Here is a 19973-nt window from a genome sequence, read left to right as displayed (position 1 = left end):
AAAATAAGGGTTTCCTGACATTGCCACATCCGGCAGATCGGCCTCGAGAAAAACTAAATGTCTGGAAACCCTTTATTTACAAGCTTTTCAGTTTTTTATTTCTCAACCCTTGACATCAATGTGACGCACTCAACGTGCACAGTATGAGGAAAAAGATCAACAAGCTTTACCTTTTGTACAGTATAATTATTATCTATAAGTATTTTTAAATCATTTATTAAACTTATCGGATTGCATGAAACATATATTATATTTTTAGGGTTAAAATCTATTACATATTTTAATGCAGTTTTATGCACTCCTGGTCTTGGTGGATCAAGTATTACTGTATCTGGTTTATCAGTTAATTTTTTTATTACTTCAGCTACATCTCCAGCTATAAATTCACAATTTTTTAAGTCATTATATTTTGCATTTTCATTGGCTGCTTTTACTGCTTCTTCTATAATTTCTACTCCTATAACTTTTTGGGCTTTAGGAGCTACTATCTGTCCAATAGTTCCAGTACCACAATAAAGATCAAAAACAGTTTTTGATTCTGAGTTTCCTAAAAAGTCTCTTACTACACTATATAATTTTTCTGCTCCTTTAGAGTTAGTTTGAAAAAATGAAAAAGGAGTTATTTTAAAATTTAATCCAAGCAAACTCTCAATTATATAATCTCTTCCATAAAGTATTTCTATTTCATCTGCAGTAACTACATCAGAAAGTGAATCGTTTATTGTATGAATAATAGAAACTAAAGTACCTTTATAAACTAAGTTTGTTAATTTTTCTGTAATTTCTTTAAAATCAAAATCCATTTGAGATGTAGTAACTATATTAATAAGTATTTCTCCAGTATTTTTAGCTTTTCTTATAACTAAATTTCTTAAATATCCTTCATGTGTCAATATTTTATAATGCGAAATATTCTTTTCTCTAAAATAATTAAGTACTGTAATTAAAATTTTTCTATAGTCTTCATCTACAATCTGGCAGTTATCTACAGTAACAATACTAAAAGTTTTCCCTTTAAAATGCATTCCAAGAGAAAGCTCTCCCCCTTTTTCATAATCACCAAAAGTAAATTCCATTTTATTTCTATATTCAAATTCTTCTGGGCTTTTTTCTATGCCTAAAAATTCAAATCCTTCTATTTCTGCTTCTTTAAAAAGCGCTAGTACCTGTTCTTTTTTTAAATCTAACTGATTTTCATAAGGAATGTTTTGATGACTACAGCCTCCACACTCTCCAAAATGTATACATTTGCTCGGTATTTTATAATTTACATCTTCTAATATTTTAGAAGGTTTAGCCTCTATATAATTTTTCTTTTTTTTTATTATTTTCCCAATAATTTTTTGATTTGGCAAAGCGTTTTTTACATATATTTTTTTATCTTCTGCAAAACCTATTCCCCAGCCTGGAAATTCGGTTTTTTCAATTTTAATCTCATATTCATTGCCTTTTTTCATAAATTTATATCATCCTCTCCAAGATTTAAAATTTATTTTATAGCACAATTTATTATTTATAATTTTTAATAAATTTTTAAATAAAAAGCTTTTACTTAAGCTTATTAACTTAAGCAAAAGCTTTATTTAGAATTTTTTAATTAAAATTTTCTTTTTTTATTATATCTAATATATCTTGTATTTTTTCTACTATATAATCAGGATTATACACCATTATCTTATCTATAGGCAGAGCTGTATATTTTACTAAACATGATTTAGCTCCAGCATTTTTACCACATAAAATATCGTAATGGCTATCTCCTACCATTATTGCTTCATTTGTGGATATTTTTAACCCTTCACAAGCTTTAATTACCGGTTCTCCATCTGGTTTATGTTTAATTGTATCTTCTGGAGTTATAAAAACATCTATATAATTAAGCAAATCAAAAAGTTTCAATCCTCTTTCTGCTAAAATTTTTCTTTTAGAAGTAACTACTCCAGTTTTTATTCCTAATGTTTTAAGTTCAGATAAAGTTTCTTTAGCTCCAACTACTTCTTTTGTAAGTTCATCATGAATATTTTCATTATATTTTCTATAAGTTTCTAATAATATATGAGCATTTTCTTTATCATATCTAGACAATGTATCTAAAAGAGGTTCTCCAAAATGCATAACAATTTCATCTTTAGATGCATCTAATCCAAGATGCTTTTTTAATGTGTATTTAAAGGAATTTATTATTAAATCATTGGTATCAATAAGAGTACCATCCAAATCAAATAAAACTGCTTTTATCAATATAACCTCCTGTATTATCCAAATCTATATAACTATTTTTGTTATATATTAATTAAAATTATTAACATTCATATATAATTATCTCACAAAAGTTTTTTTATTAAATATTGCTCATTATATGTAGATGTAATAAAATTTCAGTTTCAAATCAAATTCTCTCAAAGTCTTGATATTCCTATTATTCTTCAAAACCTTCTGGGAATTCTGCGTTGTGATATACATCTTGAACGTCGTCATCATCTTCAAGAGCATCAAGCATTTTTTGTATTTTTTCGGCTGTTTCCATATCTACTGCTGTATAGGTATTTGGAATCATCTTTAATTCAGCTTCTAAAAATTTAAGACCATTACTCTCTAAAGCTTCTCTAACAGTCCCAAAATCTTCTGGACTAGTAGTAATTACATAAACTTCATCTTCTACTTCAAAATCTTCTGCACCAGCATCTAATGCCATCATCATTAATTCATCTTCATCAATTTCATCTGTTTTTTCAATAACAATTTGCCCTTTCTTTTGGAACATAAATGATACGCATCCTGTAGCACCTAAATTACCGCCATACTTTGTAAAAGCGTGTCTTATATTCCCCGCTGAACGATTTTTATTATCAGTAAGTACGTTAACTATAACTGCAACTCCACCTGGAGCATAGCCTTCATAAACTATTTCTTCATAATTAGCTCCATCCATCTCTCCAGCGCCTTTTTTTATTGCCCTATTTATAGTATCTTGCGGCATGTTATTTGCTTTAGCTTTTGCTATAACATCTCGAAGTTTATTATTTGTCTCTGGATTAGAACCAGCTTTAGCTGCCATTATAAGTTCTTTTCCTATTTTAGTGAATATTTTACCTTTTTTAGCGTCAGTTTTGCTTTTTTTTGCCTGTATATTATGCCACTTTGAATGTCCTGACATAAAAATCTCTCCTCCTAACAAAAATATATAAAATTAATATATAAACATACAAAAACATACAAAATATTATATCATATAAATTAAATTAGATACAACAAAAGAATTTTCTGAATTTTCCAAATTAATTTATGCCTTAATATTCTTCATATAATCTATTCCCTGATTTAAAATAAAATCCTTCGTTTTCTTCAGTCAAATTCACTCTGCCTGAAGTAATTTCAATTATACTATTTTTTATTTTATTTAAATCCTTAATTTCACAATATATTTTTATATTTACTTTATCTGAATAATTTATGTTTTCAATATGCCACAAATTTTGATTTAAATTATATTGTACCTTACCTAACATATCATAATCTATTTCTATATTTAATGAGCATCCTTTAACTTTTTCAACTATTCCGCTTTTTTTAATAGCTAAAGCAGCTCCTTTTGAGTAAGCTCTAACTAGTCCCCCTGATCCAAGTAAAATTCCTCCAAAATATCTAGTTACTACTATAACTGTATCTGTAACTGAATTTTTTTTAATTACATCTAAAACCGGTATTCCTGCTGTTCCCTGAGGTTCTCCATCATCACTATATCTTTGTATTCCCATATTTTCTCCAATTACATAGGCATATACATTATGAGTAGCTTCTTTATGCTCATTTCTTATTTTATTTATAAAATTTTTTGCTTCTTCTTCGCTATATACTCTTTTAGCATGACCAATAAAAATTGACTTTTTTTCTTCAAATTCACTACTTACTTCATTTTTTATTGTAAAATAACCCAATATATCCCACCTACCTATAAAATGCTTATGTTTTATATAATTTCATATTAGATATTTAAAAAAATAATATCTTATTAAATATTACATAGATACTCCTCTGCAGCCTTTTTTAAATATTCTTTAGAAGTATTTTCATATATAAATTTAATTTTATCTATAGCTTTTTTACTTTTAATTTTATTTAAAGATTTAATAGCATAAAGAACTACTTGAGAATTTTCATCGTCAAGAGCCCTTATAAGAGGTACTTCTAAAGATGTATCCCCTATTTTCCCCATAGCTGAAACAGCCATTCTTCTTACATTTACATGCTTATGTACCATAGCTTTTTTTAATATATCTAAATTATCAATACTTTTTAATTCTCCTAATATCCAAATAGCACTTTCTTTTTCTTTAGAAACCATAGATGTATAGTTATTTTTTATATAAGAAGTAAGATTTTTTATATTTTTCTCATCTAAATATTTAAGTGCATATAATTTATCCTGTTTACCTAAATTACATAAAATTTTAAACAATTCTTGTATATCTTTACTTTTAGCCAAAAATCTATATTTTATCTTACCTTCTATTATATGTCTTTTTATTTCTTCTTTGTCAATATTTCTTATTTTACTAATAGCATCTATTGATTTACCTTCTAAAAATAAAAAATAAGTTATATCTTCAGTTGTAAAATTATCTATTTCATCCCAATTAAGCTTTATTAGTCCTTTGTTCAAATAAATCACTACCCTTTTAAAATATCGCTTATTACTTCTAATCCTTTTTCTATTTCACTATTATTTACTTTAGAAAAACCCAATCTAAAAAAATTTTCTCCTTCTTTAGCATTTTTGTAAAACAAAACACCAGGTGTTATTAATACACCTTTTTCTTTACATTCATAAAAAAGATTTATACTATTTTTTTTAACATTTCCTATGTTTTTTAAATAAAAATTAAGACCTCCACCTGGAGAAATAAAGCTTACTTTTTCCCCTAATATTTTTAAAATACTTTCTTTCATAAAATTATATCTTTCATTATAAATTATATTAAGTTTATTTATGTAATTTCTCCAAAATCCTTTTTCTATATATAGTTGTAACGCTCTTTGCATAAGACTTGACGTAGCTATATCAGTATCTACTTTAGAATTTTGTATTTGCTCTTTAAAAATATTAGGACAAATTAAATATCCAATTCTTATTCCAGGTAAAAAAATTTTTGAAAAACTTTTTATATATATAACTCTATCGCTATCATCTAAAGCTCTAAAAGTAGAATATTTAATAGAGTTATCATAAATAAGTTCAGATAAATAATCATCTTCAATTATATAAAAATCATATTCTTTTGCAAGATTTAATATTTTAAGTTTTTTTTCCAGGCTATAACTTATTCCTGTTGGATTTTGAAAGTAACTCATAAGATAAAAACATTTTATTTTATGTTTTTTTAATATACTTATAAGTTCAGTTAAATTTGCACCATCTCTTTCCATATTTACTTCAAATATATTAGATCTTCTTCCTTTAAATACGGATAAAGCTCCACTATATGTAGGTTTTTCAACTATTATATTATCATTTATATTTATTATAGCTTTTGATACTATATCAATTCCTTGCTGTGCTCCTGAAACTATAAGTATATTATCAATATCAAGCTTTTCATTCCAAAAATATTTATTTATACTTTCTCTAAGCCCACTAAAACCCAGTATTTCTTGATATGCAAGAGCATTAGATCCATCTCTATCTAAAACTTCATTTAACACCTCTTTAAAAGTTTCAACTGGGAAAAAATCACTGCACGCATTTTCCCCAGTAAAATCAATAAAACTTTTAAATCCACCTGCCGATAATTTTTTAAATGTTTCTGAATAATCTTTTTTAAAAGTTTTATTTATATCTCTTTTTTTTGCATAAGTTCCACTTCCAAGTTTTAAAACCGCATAACCTTCCATCTGTAATCTTTTATAAGCATTTATGATTGTATCATTATTTACATTTAAAAACTTTGAAAATTTTCTTATAGAAGGTAATTTTTCACCATCTTCTATTTCATTTGAATCTATTAATTTTTTAATATGTCTGGATATCTGTATATATTTAGGTATATCTCCTTCATAAAATTTTAATTTATATTTTTCCATTTAATCACCTTTAAATTATTTATTAAAATTTAAGCTACTAGCATAAATTTTAATTACACTAGTAGCTTTTATTTTATATAAAATATACATTCTCTTTAAACAAAACTTTCCCATCTTCTGTTTTAAAATCTCTACTATCTTTTTTAATAAGTTTTTTCTCCCAAAGCTTATTTAATATATCTTCAACAGCTATATCATAACTTTCAAAAAGCTTATCATTTTTTATGTCTTCTGTACTTAAAAATTGATCTTTTTGCTTCATATAATTTATTAAAATAGAAGCGGTGTTTCTAATAGTCTCATCAATTTTATCTTCGATATAATTTATAGTATTTATAATAGCTTTACAGGGATCTTGACTATGAAAAAATAATTCATCTACACATTTTTTAAAATTATCATCTAAATTCATAGCCATAGTTATTGCATCTTTACTTATCATATAACCTGAATAATTTATAAAAAGTTTAGCATAGTTTAAAGTGCATTCTATCGCAGCACTATAAGCTGTATAAATTCCATCGTTTGAAAGATATTTTTTACATACATCTATAGATTTTAATACTTTCCCAAGATAAACCATATTCCATCTTTCTCTATCTAAATCAGGATAATATCTTCCGCTATCATATTTTATAGTTATATCCATATCCTTTGAAAAAACAAGTCTGGAGGAAGCAAACATTCTATGCATAAATCCTCCTTTTAAATCTTCTTCATAAAGCTGAATAAATTTATCTTTACTCATAAGTTTAATGTGTACAGGAACGTCTTTTTCTTCTGTATATATATTTTTTATATTAGGCATTTTATTATCTAATATAACAAACAAATCAATATCAGATTCATCCCACAAATCACCTGTAACCATACTTCCAAAAACCATTACCGCTAATACTGATTCATTAGCTTTAAGTCTATCTATTATGCTATTAAAAGCCTTTTGGTATTGCAAAATAGTTCTTTCCACTAAAATCCCCTCCTTTATATAATAAAACTTATATTTTATTATAATATAAGTTTGCATAAAAACAAATAGTATAATTATAAATTATTCAAAATTCAGAAATTTAATATTTATTCATTTATATATTAATTTTTAACTTTAATATAGCTCTTTAGTAGAATAGTGCTAATTTATGTTAATGAATAAAATATATTATAAAATATATTTCTTGTTAATATCCTTATATTAGTAAATTATATTTAGTTTTAACTTTATGTATCTATATTAATGCATTTTTATATAATATTTACACTTAAAATATATAATAATTATACTATAAAAAGTATTTTTATTAAAAATTACTTACTATATGCCAATAACTTATCCTTCTAAAATTTTTTCGAATAGTAAATTTTTTACTATATATTTTATATAGATTATTAGGTTTAATAATATTATTTTTTTATTAAATATTTTTTGCATTTATTGTAAATTTCTTCATCAACATCTGCAAATATACAAGTTCCATTCTCGTTATATTCTTGTTTATAAACATTAGCATTTCTATAAAGGAAGGCTGCTATAGATTGTTCTGTATAAGGTATTAAAAATTCTGCTTTTATTAAAATCTTAGGAAGATTTTTAGAAATTTCATCTAAAAGAGTATCAATATTTATATTTTCTTTAGCTGATACCTCTATAATATTCATGTCTTTATAATTTTCTTTTATATTTTTTATATTTTCTTCAATTGCTTTATCTATTTTATTTAGTACCAATATAGTTGGCTTATTTATAGCGTTAAGCTCTTTAAGTACTAAGTTTACAGCTTCAATCTGCTTTAGAGCTTCATTAGATGAACTATCTACTACATGAAGTAAAAGATCTGAATTTATAACTTCCTCTAAAGTAGATTTAAAGGCTTCAATTAAATCATGAGGTAATTTTCTTATAAAACCTACTGTATCACTTAAAGTTATAAGTCTATTATCTTTAAGAAGCACAGCTCTAGTTGTTATATCCAGCGTTGCAAATAACATATCTGCCTCAAAAACTTTTTCTTTTAAAGGAAAATCTTTAGGCATAGCTATATCACAAATTTTATTTCGTAATGTAGACTTCCCCGCATTAGTATATCCAACTAAAGATACCTTTGGAATATCATTTCTTCTTTCTCTTTGTGTTTCCCTATGTTTTTTTGTTTTTTCAAGTTCTCTATTAAGATCGTATATTCTTTCTTTTATATGCCTTCTATCTGTTTCAAGTTTCTTTTCGCCAGGTCCTCTTGTACCAATACCTCCACCTGTTCTTGAAAGTACTGTACCTAATCCTGTAAGCCTTGGAAGCCTGTATTTTAATTGTGCAAGTTCAACTTGTATTTTAGCTTCTTTGCTTTTAGCTCTTCTTGCAAATATATCTAATATAAGAGTTGTTCTATCAATTACCTTAGTTCCTATAATATCTTCAAGATTTCTAACTTGAGATCCACTAAGTTCGTCATCAAAAATTATTACATTTGCTTTTAAAGCTTGACGTAACATTGAAATTTCTTCTACTTTTCCTTTTCCTATATAAAAAGCAGAATCTATTTTATTTCTTTTTTGAAAAACTTTATATATAGGATTTACATTGCAAGCTTTAGCAAGTTCCTCAAGTTCATCTAAACTTTCTTCACTTTCTACTCCTACTAATAAAGCTCTTTCTGTTTTATCTTCTAAAACTTCATAATTTTTTAGTATAGATTCTATATATTGTATTTTATCTAAAAAGTTAAAATTTATAGCTTCTTTTAAAGATAATGGCCCTACTATTTCTTCTGTTAGTGTGTTATTTTGCACACAGCAAAAACCTATACTCACTTCTAAACATTTACCATCTTTTTCTGATAAAGCTGCAATACAATCTAGTTTAAGTTTTAAAAGAGCTGATAAATCTAAAGCTGAAAGTTTTGAACTTCCATTGGGATGAGTATGTATTATTCTTATGCCTGAAAGTTTTTTTTCATTTATATCTATTACAGGCATTTCAACAGTAGAACTATCTCCTATGGCTATATTTATAATTTTTCCTTTTCTATCTATAGCTATACTTATTTCTCTATTTATTTTATTTGTTATATCGCAAATTATAGTAGAAATCTCTTCAGTAAAAAGTTCATCTTTATAAATATTAATATCATATAATTTTTCTAATTTTTCTAATAATGAATTTTTAATTCCTTCTATATTCCCATATATCATTATATCACTCCGTTTATTAATTTCAAAAATATTCCTCTACTTGACAACTTTCATATAATTTTATACTATAAAAACAATCTTGTAAATATCTATTAATTTGGAGGATTGCAATGGAAAATAAAAAAAGAAATATACTTATAACTAAAGAGGAAATTGAAAAAAGAGTATCAGAAGTCGGCCATGAAATTACTAAAAATTATCAGGGCAAAAACTTATATGTGCTTTCTTTATTAAGAGGTAGTTTTATTTTCACAGCTGATTTAGTAAGGCATATAGATGTACCTGTTAAAATTGGATTTATGACTACATCTAGCTATGGTAATAGCGAAGAAACTTCAGGCGTTGTAAATGTAGTAAATGATGTACCTGATAATATTGAAGGGTATGATGTTTTAGTTGTAGATGATATAATTGATAGTGGTATTACAATGAAATTTGTTATGGATCATGTAAAATCATTAGGAGCAAAATCTGTTAAAAGTTGTGTATTCCTTGATAAACCAGAAAGAAGAAAAGTAGATTTAAATCCAGATTTCTGCTGCTTTAAAATTCCTAATGTTTTTGTTGTAGGATATGGATTAAATTATGGAGATCATTATAGAAATATTCCTTATGTATTTAACTGGGAAGAAAATTAATGTTATAAATGTTATACAAATAATAATATTTTTAAAATATAAATACTTTAAAAATATTGAAAAGCCATACATAAAATTAAGATATATTCTATTTCTTTTTTATGCATGGCTTTTATTTATAAAATTATATAAATAATATTATTATATAATATGGCTTTTAATAAAGTTTATTTTATAATCAAGTTTTTTAATTTTTATATGTATTATCTAGTTTATAAGAAGCATCATTTAAATCTAGATCTATAAATGTATTTGGTATTTTACCAACTATTATAGTTTCAGCTATAGGTACTTCTCTTTTAACTTCAATTTCGTTATTTTTAGTTGGAATTATTACTCTTACCCTTGCAGAAACTTGAACATATATTTTATGTCTTGTTTGATTTATTCCAGCACTTTCAAATTCCGATTGATATTTAGTTTCTATATATCCTATAGGTTCCATAATAACTGGTACTTTAGGCCCCATTTGTGCCAAAATATTATTTTTAAATATATATCCTATGGGAATTTTTATTCCTGTCTCTCCCATTTTTTTTAACTCATTTTGAGAACTTATAGATATATCTGTTGCTATTTTATTCATTTTTAAAGTATCTGCTTTAAGGAAAACTATATTCCCATCTTTATCTTTTTCAATATGTATTATATCATCATAATTAAATTCTTTAGAACATTCATTTAATATAGCATTGTTTATTATTTCCATAGATTTAAATCTCATTTGAGCATCTGCAACTACCATTATTGTTGGAGTTATTATTTTATCTAAAGCATATATAAATATATTAAAGCTCATAAGTATACTTATAAATATCAATATAATTTTTACTTTATTTTTTTTCTTTATAATATCACCTTCTTTTTAATGTAAAATTTACTTTTTCAGCCTATAACTAAATTTCTTAATTATGCTCATCTCTATTGTATAAATTTTAAAAGTTTAATATAGAGCTATTTAATAAAATAATAATATTTATTAAATAATATTAAATGAAATATTTATTTCTTATATTACTTATATTTAGTTATTTAGTTTTCATTATTGATATCTATAATATAATTTATTTAAACTTATTCAATTTTAATACTTAAATCTGAATAAATTTTTTATTTTTGTAAATATTGGTAGTGTACATATTTATTTTTTATATACAAAAATACTTAATTTCTATAGATTTATATATTTTTTATATTATGATATAATAATGAAAGGTTGTCTATATTATTATTTGGACAGGTTTTCAAGGAGGATTAATATATGCAAGAAGAAAAAAAATCTAATAATACTAAGAAAGCTAAAAAAAAGACTTTAAAGATATTAAAAAATATACTTATTTCTCTTTTAATTATTTTTATTTTATGTGGTGTAGCAGGTGCTGGTGTAATATTTGCTATTATTAAAACTTCCCCACCTTTAGATGTTGATACTATTTTAACTTTAAGTGAGCCTTCTTCTGTATATGATAGTGATGGAAATTACATTGACGATGTTGCAAGTTCTGAAAAAAGAGATGTAGTTTCTATTAAAGATGTTTCGAAAGATTTAGTTAATGCTTTCATTAGCATAGAAGATGAAAGGTTTTATAGTCATAAAGGAGTAGACTATAAAAGAGTTTTAGGAGTTGTATATATTGATATATTAAATAAGTTAAAAGGAAAAAATCAAATGCAGGGAGCTTCTACTATAACTCAACAGCTTGTTAGAAATGCTCTTCTTACTACCCGTGAAAAAGAATCTACTTTTTTAGATACTTTTACAAGAAAAATCAGAGAAATGTATTTATCTATAGAACTAGAAAAAAAATATTTAAGTAAAGAACAAATTCTAGAGGCTTATATGAATACAGTTCCTTTTGGAGGCATAATTCATGGGGTTGAAGCTGCATCTAAATACTATTTTAATAAATCCGCAAAAGATTTAACTTTAGTTCAGGCAGCTTACATAGCTGGACTTCCTCAAGCTCCTGGAATATATAATGCATTTTTAGAATCTGCACAAAAAAATCCTACTCCTTATTTAAATAGGACTAAAACTGTATTAAGTATGATGTTAAAAAATAATTATATATCACAAGAACAATATAATGAGGCTATATCTCAAGTAACTGTAGAAGGTTTAAAATTTAATAAATCTTCTTCTATAAATAATAATAGATTAGCTTATGAATGGTTTGTCTTACCCGCTTTAGAGCAAGTAAAAAGAGATTTAAAAGCACAATATAAGTATACTGATGAAGAAGTTAATAATTTATTGTCATATGGAGGTCTTAAAATATATACTACTATGGATAGATCTCTCCAAGATGCTGCTCAATCTATTATAGATGATAGCTCAAATTATGGAAGTGTTAAAACTAAACTTTTAACTAATGACAAAATTATGGATCCTCAAGCTTCTGCCGTTGTAATGGATTATCGTACTGGAGAAGTTAAAGCCTTAATTGGCGGAAGAGGTAAACAACCTGCAAGATCTTTTAATAGGGCAGCTTTTAACGGTTCAAAAGAATTTTTAAAGCCTGTAGGTTCTAATATAAAACCTCTTACAGTTTATGCGCCTGCTATAGATTCAAAACAAGCTACAGCTGCTACTGTTGTAGAAGATTCTCCTATTGGAAGTGATATAAGGAAACAATGGCCTGGATGGGAGCCTAAAAATGCTAATTTAAAATATAAAGGATATGTTACTTTAAGAGAAGCATTAAAAGAGTCAATAAATTTAGTAGCTGTAAAACAAGAATTTGCAATAGGTCTTCAAACGGGTATATCTTATGGAGAAAAATTTGGTTTAACATTTAATTCCGATGATAAGGCTAGTCTTGCTTCACTTGCTTTAGGCGAAATGAATGATGGTGAAAATACACTAACTATGGCAGCTGCTTTTGGTACTTTTGGTAACAATGGTATATATACTGAACCAAGATTATATACAAAAGTTATAGATAGACGAGGAGCTGTTATATTAGAAAGTAAATTATCAACTCGAAAAGTACTTAGTCCTCAAAGTGCATATATTATGTATGACATGTTGAAAGGTCCTGTAAGTCCTGGAGGTACTGGAACTAATGCAAAATTTGGTTCTATGCCTGTAGCAGGTAAAACTGGTACTACAGGAGAAAGAATGGAATTATGGTTTAGTGGATTAACTCCTTATTATTCAGGATCTATTTGGATAGGTCATGATAAACCTGAATCGTTTCCTTCTAAAGGTATAGGAAGTAATACTGCCGCTGCTATGTGGGGTAAAATAATGAAGGCTGCTCATAAAGATTTAGCAGTAAAAGATATACAAATGCCTTCTGGTATAGTTTCAAGACAAGTTTGCAAAGAATCTGGAAAAGTTCCTACTGATCTTTGCTATAAAGACCCTAGAGGCAGTCAAGTATATACAGAAATTTTTATAGCTGGTACTCAGCCAACTGCACTTTGTGATATTCATGTAGAAGCGCAAATTAATAAATCAAATGGTAAAATTGCAAATGAATTTACTCCAGCAGAACTTTTAGAAAAAAGAATATTTATAAAAAGAGATCATAAATCATCAAAAACTCTTGAAGATAGCGCTTATGTACTTCCTACTGAAATAGATGATACTAAACCTGCTCCAGCACCAGTAGTACCAGAACCTACCCCTAATCCTGTACCTACATCACCAGAGCAGGAACAACCTAATAATCAAGAGAAAAGTGATACTCAAGATACAAAAAATAATAGTAATATAAACTCAAATTCAAATACAAATTCAAATTCAAATTCAAACGCAGAAACTAAACCAGATCAACCTCAAAATGATTTACAAAATAGTAATACACAATAAAAAAATAAAGAAAGTCATATGACTTTCTTTATTTTTTACTAAAATTCACAAGTTTTTTGTTGTAATTTTTTAAAATTTCTTCCATAGCTTTTGTAATTATAGGCGCTCCTATAGTTATGTTATCTTTACCATCCATTTTACCTATATCTCCAATTCCAACTATATATGGTACATCAATGTTTGATAATATATTTACTGTATCACCTTTTAATATACAAGTATTTGTTTCATTACCATATTTATCTACTGCTTTATATGTTAAATTTCCAAACTTATCTATAGAACAGTCTACTTTAACACCCTTTACTTTAGATGTATTTGAGGCAACAGCTACTATACCTATTACTTCTATATCTTCATCATTTATAATTGTATATATAGCTTTTTCTCCATCTCCCATGCCTGTGTCTCCTTTATCATCTGCCATAACTATCACGGGATCATATTTTGCCATTTTTATAAATTCCACAATTTTTTTACCGCTTAATTTCGTAGGATTACCTGCAGAAAGAGATATACATCGTCCTCCTATGTTTTTAGATGCTTCTTCTACAGCTCTTTTAGCAATATCATCACCATCTGTAACTATTATTACTCTTCTTTTCAAAGTATTCACTTCTTAGTTTTAGGATTAAATAATACTGCCATTAAATAGCCAAATACTATAGCAGCAGTAATTCCACCTGCTGTTTCTTTTATACCACCTGTGAAAGCACCTAAAATTCCTACCTTATCTACTTCCTTTATTACACCTTTTGCTAAACTACATCCAAACCCGGGAAGAGGAATGGTTGCTCCTGCTTTACCAATTCCTATAATAGGATCGTAAATTTTTAGAGCACCAAGTATAACTCCAATAGTTACAAAACTTACTAATATTCTTCCTGGAGTAAGTTTTGTTTTATCAATTAGTATTTGTGCTATAACACAGAATATACCTCCAACTATAAATGCGTTAATATAATCCATTATTAGAAGCCTCCTTCTAGCTGTCAATAAGTGTTTATATTTCTACAGCAACAGCATGTGCAACACCAGGAATATTTAATCCTTGATAGCATGATGTAGAACTTAATAAAGCTCCTGTTGATACAAGTAGAACTTTTTTTAATTTACCACTTATCATATTTTTGTATATATAGCCACAGTCTACTACTGCCGAACATCCACAGCCACTGCCTCCAGCATTGGTATTCTGCCTTTCATTATCAAATATTTCTTCACCACAATCAATATAGTTTTTACTCAAATCATAATTATATTCTTCTAATAAGAGCTTCATAGTAATTTCTTTCCCGAATTTTCCAAGATCTCCTGTCACAATTAAATCATAATCTTCAGCTTTTCTTCCAGTATCTATAAGATGCTGTGAAATTGTACTTACTGCTGCAGGAGCCATAGCTTCTCCCATATTGTTAACATCATTTACTCCATAATCTTTTACTTTTCCTATAGTTACATAACTAACATAAGGATAATTGCCTTCTTTCCCTAAAACCATGGCACCTGATCCTGTTACAGTCCATTGTGCTGTTGGTGGTCTTTGACTTCCATATTCTAGTGGGAATCTAAATTGTCTCTCTGCAGAAGAAAAATGTGAAGAAGTTGCTGCAACTGCATAATTAGCAAATCCTCCATCCATAAGCATAGCCGCTACTCCTAAAGACTCAGTCATAGTTGAACAGGCTCCAAATAAACCTACAAAAGGTATATTTACATCTTTTGCTGCAAAACATGAAGATGTAAGCTGATTTAATAAATCTCCTGCAACTAAGTAATTTATGTCTTCTTCTTTTAAATTAGCTTTTTTTATACTTTCAGTTACAGCCATATATAGCATACTGCTTTCGGCTTTTTCATAAGTATCCATGCCATTTAAATCATCTTGAAGTATTCTATCAAAATAGTCTTTTAAAGGGCCTTCTCCTTCTTTAGGTCCCACTACACTATAAGTAGAAATAATTCTAGGTTTACTGTCAGTTTTTATAGTTTGATTTCCTACTCTTTTGTTCATAATCATCACCTACTTAATAAAATAATATATTATTCCTACTATTACTGATGAACCAATACCATAAACTAAAACCGGACCAGCTATAGTAAACATTTTTGCTGCTACTCCAAATATAAATCCTTCTTTTTTAAATTCCATTGCAGGAGAAACTATAGAATTTGCAAAGCCTGTAATTGGTACCAAGCTGCCAGCTCCTGCAAAACCAGCTATTTTATCATAAATTCCTATTCCTGTAAGAAATGCTCCTAAAAATACCATTGTTATAGAAACTAAACTAGATACAACGTCTTTTGGAAGACCTAAACTTGTAAAATAGTTCATAACTAATTGACCAATTACACAAATAAGCCCTCCAACCCAAAAGGCATTTATACAATTTTTTAATAAATTAGATTTTGGTTTAATTTCGGAAGATACAGTTTGAAATTTTTGCTTTAATTTCTCGTCTTTTTTATCCATCTATTTTCACTTCCTTGATTTTTATAATAATTTCTTAAAAATATTTTGTGCAAATTAATATTTGTTATTCAATAAATTAATTTTACTGTAAATAAAAAAGACTTCAGTATAATTTTTATCTGAAATCTTTAATTATTTAAAAATATTATATACAATATTTTAATAAAAATAGGATACACATTTTGTATCCTATCCACTTAATCTTTCTTTCATAATTTTTAACACTTTTTTTTCAATTCTAGATACTTGAACTTGACTTATACCAAGAAGTTTTGCCACTTGAACCTGAGTTTTATCTTTAAAATATCTAAGCATAATTATTTGTCTAGCTTTTGTATCTAAATTTGATAACGCTTCTTTTAATGCTATTTTATCAACTATTTCATTATCTTCTTCAAAGTTTTCACTAAGTTTATCGATTAAAAGAACTGGAGAACCATCATCTTGATGTATAGTATCATATAAATATTGCATTCCATTTGCTGATTCTAAAGCAAATATAATCTCTTCACTACTTATACCTGTATATTGAGATAATTCCTCAATTGTAGGTTCTCTGCCTAATTTTTTAGATAGAGTTTCTTTATCATAATGAAGTTTTCGAGCAACATTTTTTACACTTCTACTTACCTTTATAATACCATCATCTCTTATAAATCTTTTTATTTCTCCCATAATCATTGGAACAGCATAAGTAGAAAATTTTACATTAAATTTAGGATCAAAATTATTAACAGCTTTAACTAGTCCCATAGAACCTATCTGAAAAATATCTTCATATTCATATCCTCTATTTAAAAATTTTTTACTTATAGCTGAAACAAGAGGCAAATTAATCTGAATTAAATTATCTAAAGCCTCTTTATCTCCATTTCTTGCTTTTATTATAAGTTCTAAATTATCTTCATAATTATATTCCTGTTTTTTTAGAATCTCTTCATCCATAACTTCCACCTAATTTAAAGGTTTAAAAACCTTTTTCATTATTATATTTGTTCCTTTTCCTTTTTCTGAAGTTACTTGTAAATTATCCATAAAAGTTTCCATTACAGTAAATCCCATACCAGATCTTTCAAGATCTGGCCTTGAAGTATAAAGTGGCTGCATAGCAAGTTCAATATTATCTATACCTACTCCTTCATCGCTTACTATAATAGTAAGTTCATTTCCTTCTATTCTTGCCTCAATTTTAACTATTCCCTCACCTCCGCCATAACCATGTATTATAGCATTAGTTACAGCTTCTGATACCGCTGTTTTAACATCTGTAATTTCTTCAATAGTAGGATCAAGCTGAGATACAAAGGCTGCTACTGCTACTCTGGCAAAACCTTCATTTTGTGATTTACTTAAAAATTCTATCTTCATCATATTATCGTACATTTTTATCCCCCCACATTAAATACTCTTTAATGCTTGTTCCACATTTTCATAAAGCTTAATTATTTTAAACATGCCAGATAAGTCAAAAACTCTCTTTACTGAATTATTTACATTAGTTATGCAGACTTCCCCTTTTTTCATAGAAAGTTTTTTATATCTTCCAATAACAACTCCTATACCTGAGCTATCCATAAAAGTAACATTGGTAAAATCTAAAATTAACTTTTCTATATTATCTCTATCAAGTCTATCATCTATTTTATTCCTTACTTCTTCAGCGCTATGATGATCCAGTTCTCCTGACATATGCACTATAAGTTTCTCATCTTGTTTTTGAAACTTTAAATACATTCATATCCCCCTCTATCTAGTAAATATTTTAATATCAAGACAAATTTTAATTTTGTCCATATATTATTATTCTATACATTCCATTATTTTCCTTCTAAAAATGCATAAAATTTTATATCTTTTTATATTTTAACCATATTTATATTAATTATACATTTAATTTGTTAATATTTTCTTGCAATTTTACAAAAAAATAAAATTTGAACTTTTAAAAGTTAAACATATAATTTTAAAGTTCAAATTTTATTTTTTAATATCTATATATGACTCTATTATATCAATTTCGAAATTACTTATATTAAAAAAATTATATAAAGTATTATCTATATTATTTTCTAAATCCATATAATTTGGTATACAAAGTTTCATTAAATTATTAGGATAATATTCATAAATATCTACTCCAAGTTTTTTAGCAAAAGTTTTAAAATAAAATTCATATATTTTACTATTTAAAATTTTTAATAAATATTCATAAGAAAATGGAATATCTTCTTTTAATTTAAGACAATAAACATCAGCACTAAAAAAGCTTCCCTTATCTAATGAAAATCGATTATTATTTGATTTAAATGGAAATACTATTTTTTCTCCCTCAAAAATAGTATAATCTCTACCCCATTGAAGTTCATACCATTTTCTTATACCTTTTTTACATTCTCTTCTATTTAAAAGTTTTTCTTTAAATTTTGAAATATGGCTTATTATATTGGGAAATTCATTTTCATCATCAATCAAATCTGAATATATTAAATAAAGATCTTTTTTAATAACTTTGTCTTTTTCAATAAAGCTGCTCTTTATCCAAGGTTTTATTATAGAAGTTTCTAAATTTTCATTATCAATTGTATTTTTATCTACTACAAAAGCTTTATCGCATCCAGTTATTATTCCTTGAAAACTAAAACATATATTGCTTAATGTTGTAAAGCATTTTTGTTCAATTTTATCTATTATTTTTCTTTCAGTTTCATCTATTAATATCCATCCATTGTTATTTAATATATTTTTGTTTATATAAAATGATTTATAATATTTTCCTTCATTATTAAAAAGTGAATTAAAAAAATATTTTTCTTTTTTTAATAAAGGTTTTAAAACTTCTATATTTTCATTTTTACTTTCTAATGTTAAAAATATTATTACAGTATCTATACCAACATTTTTAAAAGGCCTTACTCCATAAAAATCTATAATTTTATCAATAGAAAAATATTCTTTTAAAGTTTTTCTTAATTCTTTACCGCTTAAAGATTCAATAAAATATCTTGAAGTTATAAATGTAAGTTTTCCCATTTTATTCAAATTGTTTATGGCTTCATAAAAAAAACAATAAGATAAATCTCCTTTATCTTTAAATACTTTATTATATTTATTTCTTATAATATTTGAGTAATTTTTATCTAGTGATTTTTGTCCAATATAAGGAGGATTACCTATAAAAATATCAAACTTTGAATTATTTTCTTTAAGTAAAAAATCATCTTTTACAAAATTTTGTGGTTTTATAGTTTCTCCTATACTAAATAAATCTATTAACAAAATTTTTAATGCAGTTTCATCAATATCAAATCCAAATAAATTATTATAAATTATATGTTTATCTATATCTTCTTCTTTTAAGTTTATATTATGTATATTATTTATTTTGTATAAGTTTTCTTTATAAATATTTTTTAAGTGTTTATAACATTCAATTATTAAATTTCCACATCCGCAAGATGGATCTGCAATTTTTATATAAGGATTATTAATTACATCTGAACTTATTATTGTATTACAAACTATAAATTTAGAAATTTCTGGTGGAGTATATATGACTCCTTTACTTTTTTTATTTTCTACCAAATTAAAATAATATTCGCCAAATCTTTCATTTTTACCAATATTTAATTTCAATTTATAATTATTTATTGCAGTAGTTTTGTAAATAATATCAATAGGCTGTAGAATAATATCATAAATTTTTTCAATGCTTTCTACAAAATTATCATGCATTTTAAAATCTCCATTATATAATTTTAAATAGTTTCTATAAAATTAT

19 protein-coding genes are annotated in these 19973 nt (G+C 26.0%); 2 read left to right on the top strand and 17 right to left on the bottom strand.

Annotation, left to right across the window (positions count from 1 at the left end; translation table 11 throughout):
- Positions 1 to 95: 95 nt before the first annotated feature.
- The 8 genes from rlmD to hflX all read right to left on the bottom strand — a co-directional run bounded on the left by rlmD (position 96) and on the right by hflX (position 9267).
- A complete protein-coding gene (gene rlmD, locus B5D11_RS10060; RefSeq protein WP_078682907.1) occupies positions 96 to 1457 on the bottom strand; it encodes a 23S rRNA (uracil(1939)-C(5))-methyltransferase RlmD in 1362 nt (453 codons plus the stop codon).
- Positions 1458 to 1593: 136 nt separating this feature from the next.
- Complete coding sequence (gene ppaX / locus B5D11_RS10055) at positions 1594 to 2241, bottom strand: pyrophosphatase PpaX (protein ID WP_078682906.1); 648 nt, start codon at positions 2239 to 2241, stop codon at positions 1594 to 1596.
- Between the two features lie 178 nt (positions 2242 to 2419).
- Positions 2420 to 3157 (bottom strand): YebC/PmpR family DNA-binding transcriptional regulator, encoded by a 738-nt coding sequence (locus tag B5D11_RS10050; RefSeq protein WP_078682905.1) that lies wholly within the window; start codon positions 3155 to 3157, stop codon positions 2420 to 2422.
- Between the two features lie 133 nt (positions 3158 to 3290).
- Positions 3291 to 3938, bottom strand: a complete 648-nt coding sequence (locus B5D11_RS10045; protein WP_078682904.1) for a YigZ family protein — start codon at positions 3936 to 3938, stop codon at positions 3291 to 3293.
- 74 nt (positions 3939 to 4012) lie between these two features.
- Complete coding sequence (locus tag B5D11_RS10040; RefSeq protein ID WP_078682903.1) at positions 4013 to 4663, bottom strand: HEAT repeat domain-containing protein; 651 nt, start codon at positions 4661 to 4663, stop codon at positions 4013 to 4015.
- A gap of 8 nt (positions 4664 to 4671) precedes the next feature.
- Entirely contained in the window at positions 4672 to 6081 is a 1410-nt protein-coding gene (locus tag B5D11_RS10035; protein WP_078682902.1) for an aminotransferase-like domain-containing protein, read from the bottom strand.
- A 73-nt stretch (positions 6082 to 6154) separates the two neighbouring features.
- Positions 6155 to 7051, bottom strand: coding sequence for a nucleotidyltransferase domain-containing protein (locus B5D11_RS10030; RefSeq protein WP_078682901.1), 897 nt, complete (start codon positions 7049 to 7051; stop codon positions 6155 to 6157).
- Positions 7052 to 7482: 431 nt separating this feature from the next.
- A complete protein-coding gene (hflX, locus tag B5D11_RS10025) occupies positions 7483 to 9267 on the bottom strand; it encodes a GTPase HflX (protein ID WP_078682900.1) in 1785 nt (594 codons plus the stop codon).
- A gap of 110 nt (positions 9268 to 9377) precedes the next feature.
- Here hflX and hpt point away from each other — a divergent pair, with 110 nt between their 5' ends.
- Positions 9378 to 9905, top strand: a complete 528-nt coding sequence (gene hpt, locus B5D11_RS10020; RefSeq protein ID WP_078682899.1) for a hypoxanthine phosphoribosyltransferase — start codon at positions 9378 to 9380, stop codon at positions 9903 to 9905.
- A gap of 187 nt (positions 9906 to 10092) precedes the next feature.
- Here the strand turns inward: hpt and yunB are convergent, their stop codons facing one another.
- On the bottom strand, positions 10093 to 10755 hold the full coding sequence (gene yunB, locus B5D11_RS10015; protein WP_078682898.1) for a sporulation protein YunB: 663 nt from the start codon (positions 10753 to 10755) through the stop codon (positions 10093 to 10095).
- A gap of 411 nt (positions 10756 to 11166) precedes the next feature.
- Between yunB and B5D11_RS10010 the strand changes: the two genes are divergently transcribed.
- Positions 11167 to 13722, top strand: a complete 2556-nt coding sequence (locus tag B5D11_RS10010) for a transglycosylase domain-containing protein (RefSeq protein ID WP_078682897.1) — start codon at positions 11167 to 11169, stop codon at positions 13720 to 13722.
- A gap of 28 nt (positions 13723 to 13750) precedes the next feature.
- Here the strand turns inward: B5D11_RS10010 and B5D11_RS10005 are convergent, their stop codons facing one another.
- The 8 genes from B5D11_RS10005 to B5D11_RS09970 all read right to left on the bottom strand — a co-directional run bounded on the left by B5D11_RS10005 (position 13751) and on the right by B5D11_RS09970 (position 19927).
- The gene (locus tag B5D11_RS10005; RefSeq protein ID WP_127836457.1) at positions 13751 to 14338 is read right to left on the bottom strand and encodes a stage V sporulation protein AE; all 588 of its coding nucleotides are present in this window, start codon (positions 14336 to 14338) and stop codon (positions 13751 to 13753) included.
- Complete coding sequence (spoVAE, locus tag B5D11_RS10000; protein ID WP_078682895.1) at positions 14335 to 14691, bottom strand: stage V sporulation protein AE; 357 nt, start codon at positions 14689 to 14691, stop codon at positions 14335 to 14337. Before spoVAE ends, B5D11_RS10005 begins: the two co-directional genes overlap by 4 nt.
- A gap of 34 nt (positions 14692 to 14725) precedes the next feature.
- A complete protein-coding gene (gene spoVAD, locus B5D11_RS09995) occupies positions 14726 to 15736 on the bottom strand; it encodes a stage V sporulation protein AD (protein WP_078682894.1) in 1011 nt (336 codons plus the stop codon).
- Between the two features lie 9 nt (positions 15737 to 15745).
- Positions 15746 to 16195: a stage V sporulation protein AC gene (gene spoVAC, locus B5D11_RS09990; RefSeq protein WP_078682893.1), complete on the bottom strand. Its 450-nt coding sequence runs from the start codon at positions 16193 to 16195 to the stop codon at positions 15746 to 15748.
- 189 nt (positions 16196 to 16384) lie between these two features.
- Complete coding sequence (gene sigF / locus B5D11_RS09985) at positions 16385 to 17140, bottom strand: RNA polymerase sporulation sigma factor SigF (protein ID WP_078682892.1); 756 nt, start codon at positions 17138 to 17140, stop codon at positions 16385 to 16387.
- Between the two features lie 9 nt (positions 17141 to 17149).
- The gene (gene spoIIAB / locus B5D11_RS09980; RefSeq protein ID WP_078682891.1) at positions 17150 to 17578 is read right to left on the bottom strand and encodes an anti-sigma F factor; all 429 of its coding nucleotides are present in this window, start codon (positions 17576 to 17578) and stop codon (positions 17150 to 17152) included.
- A 15-nt stretch (positions 17579 to 17593) separates the two neighbouring features.
- Positions 17594 to 17929, bottom strand: coding sequence for an anti-sigma F factor antagonist (gene spoIIAA / locus B5D11_RS09975; protein ID WP_078682890.1), 336 nt, complete (start codon positions 17927 to 17929; stop codon positions 17594 to 17596).
- A gap of 243 nt (positions 17930 to 18172) precedes the next feature.
- Entirely contained in the window at positions 18173 to 19927 is a 1755-nt protein-coding gene (locus B5D11_RS09970; RefSeq protein WP_078682889.1) for an Eco57I restriction-modification methylase domain-containing protein, read from the bottom strand.
- Positions 19928 to 19973: the final 46 nt, after the last annotated feature.

This window comes from Clostridium sp. USBA 49, from assembly GCF_900167505.1.
Lineage (GTDB): Bacteria > Bacillota > Clostridia > Clostridiales > Clostridiaceae > Clostridium_AT > Clostridium_AT prolinivorans.
This window is presented reverse-complemented; position numbering and strand designations above follow the sequence as displayed.